At 56.5% G+C, this 9,184-nt stretch carries 6 protein-coding genes and 2 pseudogenes; 6 read left to right on the top strand and 2 right to left on the bottom strand.

Features of this window, described 5'->3' with window-relative positions:
* Positions 1–684 (top strand): SIMPL domain-containing protein (locus ACIOZM_RS22740; protein ID WP_401217499.1); only part of this gene is annotated, 684 nt, incomplete at its 5' end.
* Positions 685–872: 188 nt separating this feature from the next.
* Here the strand turns inward: ACIOZM_RS22740 and ACIOZM_RS22735 are convergent.
* Together ACIOZM_RS22735 and ACIOZM_RS22730 are read right to left on the bottom strand one after the other, a co-directional pair.
* On the bottom strand, positions 873–1,061 hold the full coding sequence (locus tag ACIOZM_RS22735) for a hypothetical protein (RefSeq protein ID WP_401217496.1): 189 nt from the start codon (positions 1,059–1,061) through the stop codon (positions 873–875).
* Between the two features lie 259 nt (positions 1,062–1,320).
* A pseudogene (locus ACIOZM_RS22730) lies at positions 1,321–1,422 on the bottom strand (DUF6124 family protein); the annotation flags it as partial.
* Positions 1,423–2,120: 698 nt separating this feature from the next.
* On the opposite strand from ACIOZM_RS22730, the gene ACIOZM_RS22725 reads away from it, so the two are divergent.
* From ACIOZM_RS22725 to ACIOZM_RS22705, 5 genes and pseudogenes are all read left to right on the top strand, one after another.
* Positions 2,121–3,746 (top strand): ABC transporter substrate-binding protein, encoded by a 1,626-nt coding sequence (locus ACIOZM_RS22725; RefSeq protein WP_401217495.1) that lies wholly within the window; start codon positions 2,121–2,123, stop codon positions 3,744–3,746.
* A 302-nt stretch (positions 3,747–4,048) separates the two neighbouring features.
* On the top strand, positions 4,049–5,647 hold the full coding sequence (locus ACIOZM_RS22720; RefSeq protein ID WP_401217492.1) for an ABC transporter substrate-binding protein: 1,599 nt from the start codon (positions 4,049–4,051) through the stop codon (positions 5,645–5,647).
* 175 nt (positions 5,648–5,822) lie between these two features.
* The gene (locus ACIOZM_RS22715; RefSeq protein ID WP_401217489.1) at positions 5,823–7,244 is read left to right on the top strand and encodes an OprD family porin; all 1,422 of its coding nucleotides are present in this window, start codon (positions 5,823–5,825) and stop codon (positions 7,242–7,244) included.
* Between the two features lie 77 nt (positions 7,245–7,321).
* A complete protein-coding gene (locus ACIOZM_RS22710) occupies positions 7,322–8,917 on the top strand; it encodes an ABC transporter substrate-binding protein (RefSeq protein ID WP_401217487.1) in 1,596 nt (531 codons plus the stop codon).
* 73 nt (positions 8,918–8,990) lie between these two features.
* Positions 8,991–9,184: pseudogene (locus ACIOZM_RS22705) on the top strand (hypothetical protein); the annotation flags it as partial.

The following is a 9,184-nucleotide window of genomic DNA, read 5'->3' as shown; positions in this document are numbered from 1 at the left end:
GCCCTGACCGTCGGCACCGGTGCCAGCCTTCCGGCGCTGGCCGCCGATGAGCTGCACTACAACCAGATTTCCCTGCGCGCCGAAGTCAGCCAGGAAGTGGCCCGCGACCTGATGATCGTGACGCTCTACACCGAAGAACAAAACACCGACCCGGCCAAACTCGCCGCCGACGTCAGCACCACCATGAACAAGGCACTGGCCCAGGCCAAGCAAGTCAAAGACATCACCCTGCGCCAGGGCAGCCGCAACAGCTACCCGATCTACGACACCAAGGGCCAGAAAATCACCGGTTGGCGTGAACGCGCCGAACTGCGCCTGGAAAGCTCCGACTTTGCCGCCCTGTCCAAACTCACCGGCGAACTGCTGGGTGACCTGAAAATGGGCGGCATGGACTTCGCCATCGCTGACCCGACCCGCAAGGCCAGCGAAGACCAACTGCTGAAAGAAGCCGTCAGCGCCTTCAAGGCCCGTGCCCAACTGGCCACCGATGCACTCGGCGGCAAGGGCTACAAAATCGTCAACCTGAACCTCAACAGCAACGGTTATCCACAACCGTACCTGCGCGCACCGATGATGATGAAAGCGGCGGCCATGGACTCGGCGCCGGTGACCCCGGAAGTCGAAGCAGGCACCAGCCAGGTCAACATGACAGCCGATGGCTCGATTGAAGTGCTGATGCAGTGATTTGATTTGGGCTGAATGAAAAACCGGCGATCAGTGAATGATCGCCGGTTTTTTTGTGCCCGGGATATGTACTGGCTGATCCGACGCCATCGCTAGCAGGCTAGCTCCCACAAGGGGTATGCATTCCAACTGTGGCAGCTAGCCTGCTAGCGAAGAACGATGATGCGGTGCTCCTGACCATGCGGGAATCAATGGTTGTATTGATCACTGGAAATCACATCGACGGCACGCTGCCAGCCCTCAGCTTCTGTTCCGCACTTCTGATCGTCCAATTTAGAACCACTGCGATAAACCTGCCACCAGGAATCAGTGGTTGAGGAAACATACCGAACCTCATAGCCACGCTGTTGTGCATCAGCCTTTTCTTGAGCAGTCATGATGATGTCCTTATATGGATTAGCGCTGGTAACGCCGCCGACATCAGACCGTGCGACGAGCCAGACTCATGCTTAATCAAATGACAGGACATATCTACTGTCAGGTCTGACAGGTATGAACGCGTCCAGTCCAACATTTGCGGAGCCAATTCTGCCGCCATCACTGGCAAGCCAGCTCCCACAGGTTCTGCATTGTTGCTGAAAATGGCGCAGATCACTGTGGGAGCGAGCTTGCTCGCGAATAACGATGACGCGGGCGTCAGGTTTGCGGATCAACCCGATCCAGCGCCCGATGCACCGCCAACTCGGCGAGCATGATGATCTGCTGGATCGCCAGCACCGTATTGCGCTCTGGCCCGACCGAGCCGGTCGGCGAAGTGGGTGGCTGCTATGTGCGGGGTGAGAAACCGGAAAACCAGGAAACCGGCCAGACCGAAGTCTGCCCACACACAGCCGCCATAACGCATTTGCGGAGCAGCAAAGCTGCGGGCAATTATGCTGATACGGGAATTCCAGGGTTCTCACACCCGATCACTGAATGTTCAGCGACAACCAAAGACTAGAGAGCCCACGTCCGACGGACAACCTGAAAACCTTGTGGGAAGGTTCCGGTTATTTGAAATACTTTTAAACGGTCAAAAACTTACCCTCACCCCCGATATGTATCCAAGGCGCTACCAAAAGAAGCACCCCAGTTGCACCCAGTACTACCCCCCGAAAAAACCACTACCCCAGTCCCCACAAAGCCCCCACCCAAACATCAGAAAATTCCCACAAAACCAACGGTATATATAAGTAACACCAAGCCCCACCCCGGCGCACACAACGTGACCAATGCACCGTTTTGGGGCTTCATTTGCACCGTAAAAAACACTCGCAAACGGTCAAATGCGTCAAAACTTATACCAATGCGACATTAAGGTACGTACGTGCCACCGTTTGACGCTTGCTAACACTCTGGATCTTGCAATGGGTATGGCCCCTGCATAAGTATCCGCAGGCACGACTCACGAGGTCGTACCTCACAACTAAAAAATGACAACAAATCATGAGGCCAACATGCTTAAACACGCGGTCATTCCGTTTTTAGTCGGCGCAGGCTTGTTAGCCTCCGCACCATTCGCAGCCGCTGCGACTAACCTGGTGTTCTGCTCCGAAGGGAGCCCTGCCGGATTCGATCCAGGCCAGTACACCACCGGAACCGACTTCGACGCCTCTGCTGAAACCATGTTCAACCGCCTGACCCAGTTCGAGCGCGGCGGCACCGCCGTTGTTCCTGGCCTGGCGACCAGTTGGGACATTTCAACCGACGGCCTGACTTACACCTTCCACCTGCGTGAAGGCGTCAAGTTCCACACCACCCCGTACTTCAAGCCGACTCGTGAGTTCAACGCCGACGACGTGCTGTTCACCTTCAATCGCATGATTAACAAGGATGACCCGTTCCGTAAGGCGTACCCGACCGAATTCCCGTACTTCACCGACATGGGGATGGATACCAACATCACCAAGATCGATAAAGTCGACGACCACACCGTCAAGTTCACGCTGAAAGAAGTTGATGCCGCGTTCATCCAGAACATGGCCATGAGCTTCGCGTCGGTTCAGTCCGCCGAGTACGCTGCCCAGCTGCTCAAGGAAGGCAAGGCTTCCGACATCAACCAGAAGCCGATCGGCACTGGCCCGTTCGTGTTCAAGAGCTACCAGAAAGACTCCAACATCCGCTACACCGGGAACAAGGATTACTGGAAGCCTGAAGACGTGAAGATCGACAACCTGATCTTCGCTATCACCACCGACCCGTCGGTACGTATTCAGAAGCTGAAAAAGAACGAGTGCCAGGTCACCCTGTTCCCGCGTCCGGCCGACCTGAAGGCGCTGAAGGAAGACAAGAACCTGAAGATGCCTGACCAGGCTGGTTTCAACCTGGGCTACATCGCTTACAACGTGATGGACAAGGTCAAGGGCAGCAACGAAGCCAACCCGCTGGCCGACCTGCGTGTACGTCAGGCGCTGGACATGGCCGTGAACAAACCGCAGATCATCGACTCGGTTTATCAGGGCGCAGGCCAACTGGCTGTCAACGCCATGCCGCCAACCCAGTGGTCTTACGACACCACCATCAAGGACGCCAAGTACGATCCTGAGAAAGCCAAAGCGCTGCTCAAGGAAGCCGGCGTCAAGGAAGGTACCGAGATCGTTCTGTGGGCGATGCCGGTTCAACGTCCGTACAACCCGAACGCCAAGCTGATGGCCGAAATGCTCCAGTCCGACTGGAAGAAAATCGGTCTGAACGTGAAGATCACCAGCTACGAATGGGGCGAGTACATCAAGCGCTCCAAGGGCGGCGAGAACCAGGCGATGATCATCGGCTGGAGCGGCGACAATGGTGATCCGGATAACTGGCTCAACGTTCTGTTCGGCTGCGACTCGCTGAGCGGCAACAACTTCTCCAAATGGTGTGACAAGAAGTTCGACGGCCTCGTGAAAGAAGCCAAGCGCACCACCGACCAGGCCAAGCGCACCGAACTGTACAAACAGGCGCAACACGTCCTCAAAGATGCAGTTCCAATGACACCTATCGCTCACTCGACGGTGTATCAACCCATGCGCGCCAACGTGCAGGACTTCAAGATCAGCCCATTCGGCTTGAACTCCTTCTACGGCGTCAGCGTCAGCAATTGAGTTAACGCAACGGCGACGTTTTTCACGTCGCCGTTGCCTTATCTGCCGGAAAGTTAGGAATTTGCCTACATCCAATTCCATTGCGGACGACTGCAATGGTGTGGGACGTGTCGCCCTTTCCTACGAGGTTTTCAGGCTTTTACGTATTTACTGCCAGGCCCACGGTCCCTACCGTCGGGTTCTGACCAGTCTCTGCGTGGGCCACCGGTTTGCCGTACGTATTGGATTGAGCTCGACGCAGCCACAACGTCTCCGGATGAGACGGCGGCGCATCGAACAACACTAAAAAAAGAGGGAGCGTTATGCGCCATACCTTGGTTTTTTCCGCATTGCTGGGTGCCGGCCTGTTGGCCGCCACTTCGACCGGTTTCGCCGCCGGCAACAGTCTGGTGTTCTGCTCAGAAGGCAGCCCAGCGGGTTTTGATACCGCGCAATACACCACGGCAACCGACAACGACGCCGCCGAGCCGATCTACAACCGGCTGGCCGAGTTCGAAAAAGGCGCGACCAACGTCGTACCGGGCCTCGCGACCAAGTGGGATATTTCCGAGGATGGTCTCAAGTACACCTTTCACCTGCGTGAAGGTGTGAAGTTTCATACAACGCCGTACTTCAAACCCAGCCGCGACTTCAACGCCGATGACGTGCTGTTCACGTTCAATCGCATGCTTGATCCGCAGCAACCATTCCGTAAGGCTTATCCCACCGAGTTCCCGTACTTCAACGGGATGAGCCTGAACAAGAACATCGCCAAGGTCGAGAAGACCGACCCGCTGACCGTGGTGTTTACGCTAAACAGTGTTGATGCCGCGTTTATCCAGAACATCGCCATGAGCTTCGCCGCGATCCTGTCCGCCGAATATGCCGACAAGCTGCTGGCCGAAGGCAAGCCGAGCGATATCAACCAGAAGCCGATCGGCACTGGCCCGTTCGTGTTCAAGAGCTACCAGAAAGACTCGAACATCCGTTACACCGGCAACGAACAATATTGGGACCCGAGCCGGGTCAAGCTGAAGAATCTGATCTTCGCAATCAACACCGACGCCTCGGTGCGCGTGCAGAAGCTCAAGGCCAACGAGTGCCAGATCACCCTGCACCCACGCCCTGCCGATGTCGTGGCGTTGAAAACCGATCCGAAGCTGAAGCTGATCGAGAAGCCTGGCTTCAACCTCGGCTACATCGCCTACAACGTGCGCCACAAGCCTTTTGACCAGCTCGAAGTGCGTCAGGCGCTGGACATGGCGGTGAATAAACAAGGGATTCTCAACGCCGTTTATCAAGGTGCAGGTCAATTGGCGGTCAACGCCATGCCGCCGACCCAATGGTCCTACGACGAGACCATCAAGGACGCCGCCTACAACCCGGAAAAAGCCAAAGAGTTGCTCAAGGCTGCCGGCGTAAAGGAAGGCACCGAGATCACTTTGTGGGCGATGCCGGTGCAACGTCCGTACAACCCGAACGCCAAACTGATGGCCGAAATGCTCCAGGCTGACTGGGCGAAAATCGGTCTGAAAGTGAAGATCGTCAGCTACGAATGGGGCGAGTACATCAAGCGCACCAAGAATGGCGAGCACGACATCAGCCTGATCGGCTGGACCGGTGACAATGGTGACCCGGACAACTGGCTCGGCACGCTTTACAGCTGTGATGCCATCGGCGGCAACAACTACTCCATGTGGTGCGACCCGGCTTACGACAAGCTGATCAAACAGGCCAAGATCGTCACCGATCGCGACCAGCGCACCGTGCTTTATAAACAGGCCCAGCAATTGCTTAAACAGCAAGTGCCGATCACGCCTGTCGCCCATTCAACGGTCAACCAACCGTTGAGCGCCAAAGTCGAGGGCTTCAAGGTCAGCCCGTTCGGCCGCAACGTTTTCTCGGGTGTCAGTATCGATTAACCCAACCGATTAGCCGCAACGCTGAGGGGGCTGTCTATCCCCCTCACGCAAGCGCTTTGCCGAAATTCGCCCATCAGGCCTTTGGCAAACGTTTGCGATGTGTGAATGAGTTCTAAACCAATAACCGGCCAACCTAAAAAAGCCGGCATAAAAAGAAAGTAAAGGAGCTTCACCCATGAAACTGAGCAGCACTGCGATACTGGCCCTGGCCATCAGCAGCATCACCGCCACGGCTTATGCTGAAAATGTGAGTCAGGAGTTTGTCCCAACCACATTGGCCGGTAGTAGCGCCCAAAGCGAGGCCAAAGGCTTTATCGATGGACAAAGCCTGGGCGGCACCACACGCAACTGGTATGCCAATGAACTGCGTCGTCGTGACGACAGTTTCAGCTACGTGAAAAATAGCGACAAAGACACCTCGCCAGTGGTCAGAACCAAGACCCCGCGCCGTATCAACTGGGTTCAAGGCACCATCGTCAACTACACCTCGGGCTTCACCCAAGGCACCGTTGGCGTCAGCACCGAAGTCGCCGCTTACAACGCCATCGTTCTGGATCGTGACCGCAAGGACATTGCCGGCGGTTCCAACCGTACGCTGGCACACTCCGATGGTGACGCAGTAGACCAGTGGAGCAAATTGGGTCTGGCCAACGTCAAGTTCCGCGTCTCGAACACCACCCTGACGGCCGGTCGCCAGAACTTCAGCACGCCGATCGTTGACGTCATCGGCAACCGTCCGCTGCCTTCGAGCTTTGAAGGTATCAGCTTGCACAGCGAAGAATTGAACAACCTGTCCTTCGACCTGGCCGGTTTCGACCGCGTCTCGCCACGTACCGAACAGAGCCTGTCGAAATTCCGCTCCGAGTACGGCGCCAATGGCGAAGAAACCGACAAGGTCTACACCGCTGGTGTGAACTACCAGCCGCTCAAGAGCCTGAAAACCAGTCTCTATGTAGCCAACGTCGAAGACTTCTGGAACCAGTACTACTTCGGCGCCACCCACGAACTGGGTGACAGCCAGGTACTGAGCCTGACCACCGGTCTGAACTACTACAAGACCATGGACGAAGGCAAAAAGTTGATGGGCAACATCGACAACGATACCTACTCGCTGTCGTTGGGCCTGGCTCACCAGGCCCACAGCCTGACCTTCTCGTACCAGCAAGTGAACGGTAACGAGTACTTCGACTACCTGCACGAAACCAACGGCATCTACCTGGCCAACTCCCTGCTGTCGGACTTCAACGGCCCGAACGAGAAATCCTTCCAGATCGCCTACGGCATCAACATGGCCGAGTACGGCGTTCCAGGTCTGAAGTTCAACATCTACCAGGCTCGCGGTTGGGGCATTGACGGTACTCACTACCGTGGCACGGCTTACACCATTCCAGATGACAAGCGCGGCGACCTGAGCCTGATGGACGGCGAAAGCCACTATGAATACGGCATCGGCGCGGCTTACGCAGTGCAGAGCGGCCCACTCAAGGCCACCGCGATTCGTGCAACTTACACCACGCACCGCGCCAGCGAGCACCAGGCTGACGGCAACATCAACGAGTTCCGTCTCGTGACCACCATCCCGTTCAACATCCTGTAAAAACGCCAATCGACGGCTGACTCATGATGAGTCAGCCGTTCGGTTTTTTGTCTTCAACCGATTGCAGAGGGTTATCGATGAAAATGCTTCCCCTACGTGCGGCCATTGCTGCCGCGTTGCTGAGTGTCGCTGTTGGCGTCTCGGCCAAACCCTTGGTGGTCTGCACCGAAGCCAGCCCGGAAGGCTTCGATATGGTCCAGTACACGACTGCAGTCACTGCGGACGCTGTGGCCGAAACCATCTTCAACCGTCTGGCCGACTTCAAGCCTGGTACCACCGACGTGATTCCAGCGCTGGCCGACTCCTGGGACATCAGCGAGGACGGTCTGACTTACACGTTCCACTTGCGTAAAGGCGTCAAGTTTCACACCACCGAATACTTCAAGCCGACCCGCGACATGAATGCCGACGACGTGGTCTGGAGCTTCCAGCGTCAGCTGGACCCGAACCATCCGTGGCACAAGAAGTCGAGCGTGGGCTTCCCGTACTTTGAAAGCATGGGCTTCAAGGAACTGCTCAAGAGCGTAGAGAAAGTCGACGACAACACGGTCAAGTTCACCCTGACCCGCCGCGAAGCGCCGTTCCTCGCCGACATCGCCATGGCGTTCTCCTCGATCTACTCCGCCGAGTACGCCGACCAGTTGCTCAAGGCCGACAAGACTGGCGACCTCAACAGCAAACCGGTCGGCACCGGCCCGTTCATCTTCCAGCGCTACGCCAAGGACGCCCAGGTACGGTTCAAGGCCAACCCGGATTACTTCCGTGGCAAGCCGCCGGCTGATGCGTTGATTCTGGCCATCGCCACTGACAACAACGTGCGCCTGCAAAAGCTCAAGGCCAACGAGTGCCAGATCGCGCTGTATCCGAAGCCGGATGACATTCCGAGCATCAAGAAAGACACCAACCTGAAAGTCGATGAGCTGGACGCGATGACCGTCTCGTACATCGCCATGAACACCCAGCACAAGTACATGAGCGACGTGCGCGTGCGTAAGGCCATCGACATCGCGTTCGACAAGGAAGCCTACGTCAACGCGCTGTTCGGCAAGGGCAACGCCTCGGTCGCGGTCAACCCGTACCCGCCGACGCTGCTGGGTTACAACCACGACCTGAAGAACCCGCCACGCGACCTCGACAAGGCCCGCGCCTTGCTCAAGGAAGCCGGGGTTCCGGACGGCACCGTGTTTACCCTGTTTACCCGTAACGGCGGTGGTCCGACCAACCCGAACCCGATGCTCGGCGCACAGATGATGCAGGCTGACCTGGCGAAAGTCGGGATCAAGATCGACATTCGCGTCATGGAATGGGGCGAAATGCTCAAACGCGCCAAGAACGGTGAGCACGATATGGTGTCTGCCGGATGGGCGGGCGACAACGGCGACCCGGATAACTTCCTGACGCCTATGCTCAGTTGCGAAGCTGCCAAGAACGGCGAAAACTACGCTCGCTGGTGCAACGAGAAATTCCAGACTCTGCTGGATGAAGCACGGGCTAAAGTAGATCCGGCGGAACGCGCCAGGCTCTACGAAGAAGCCCAGGTTCTGTTTAATCAGGACCAACCGTGGATCAGCATGGCCCACACCCGGATGTTCACTGCAATGCGCAACAACGTAGAGGGTTATCACATCAGCCCTCTCACCACTAATAACTTCGCCACCACCCAGGTGAAGTAGATAAGAAACTCCCGGTTTCCCTGATCCCAGGGAGACCGGGCACGCCTAACCGGCTGATGAGGTACCACACAAGATGTTTAGTTTTATTGCCCGCCGACTGGGGTTGTTGATCCCCACGTTTTTCGGCATCACCTTGCTGACTTTCGCGTTGATTCGCATGATTCCTGGCGACCCTGTGGAAGTCATGATGTTCTTAGGTAGGGTAGACGACTTAATTCAAGATAATGCTATTGAACGCGTATGTCGTATTATTCTTGTGTTGTAGAT

Origin of the sequence: Pseudomonas sp. NPDC087346 (assembly GCF_044744235.1) — a bacterium.
Classification (GTDB): Bacteria; Pseudomonadota; Gammaproteobacteria; order Pseudomonadales; family Pseudomonadaceae; genus Aquipseudomonas.
Note: the sequence above shows the minus strand (reverse complement) of the source record. Positions and strands in the feature narration are given on the sequence as shown.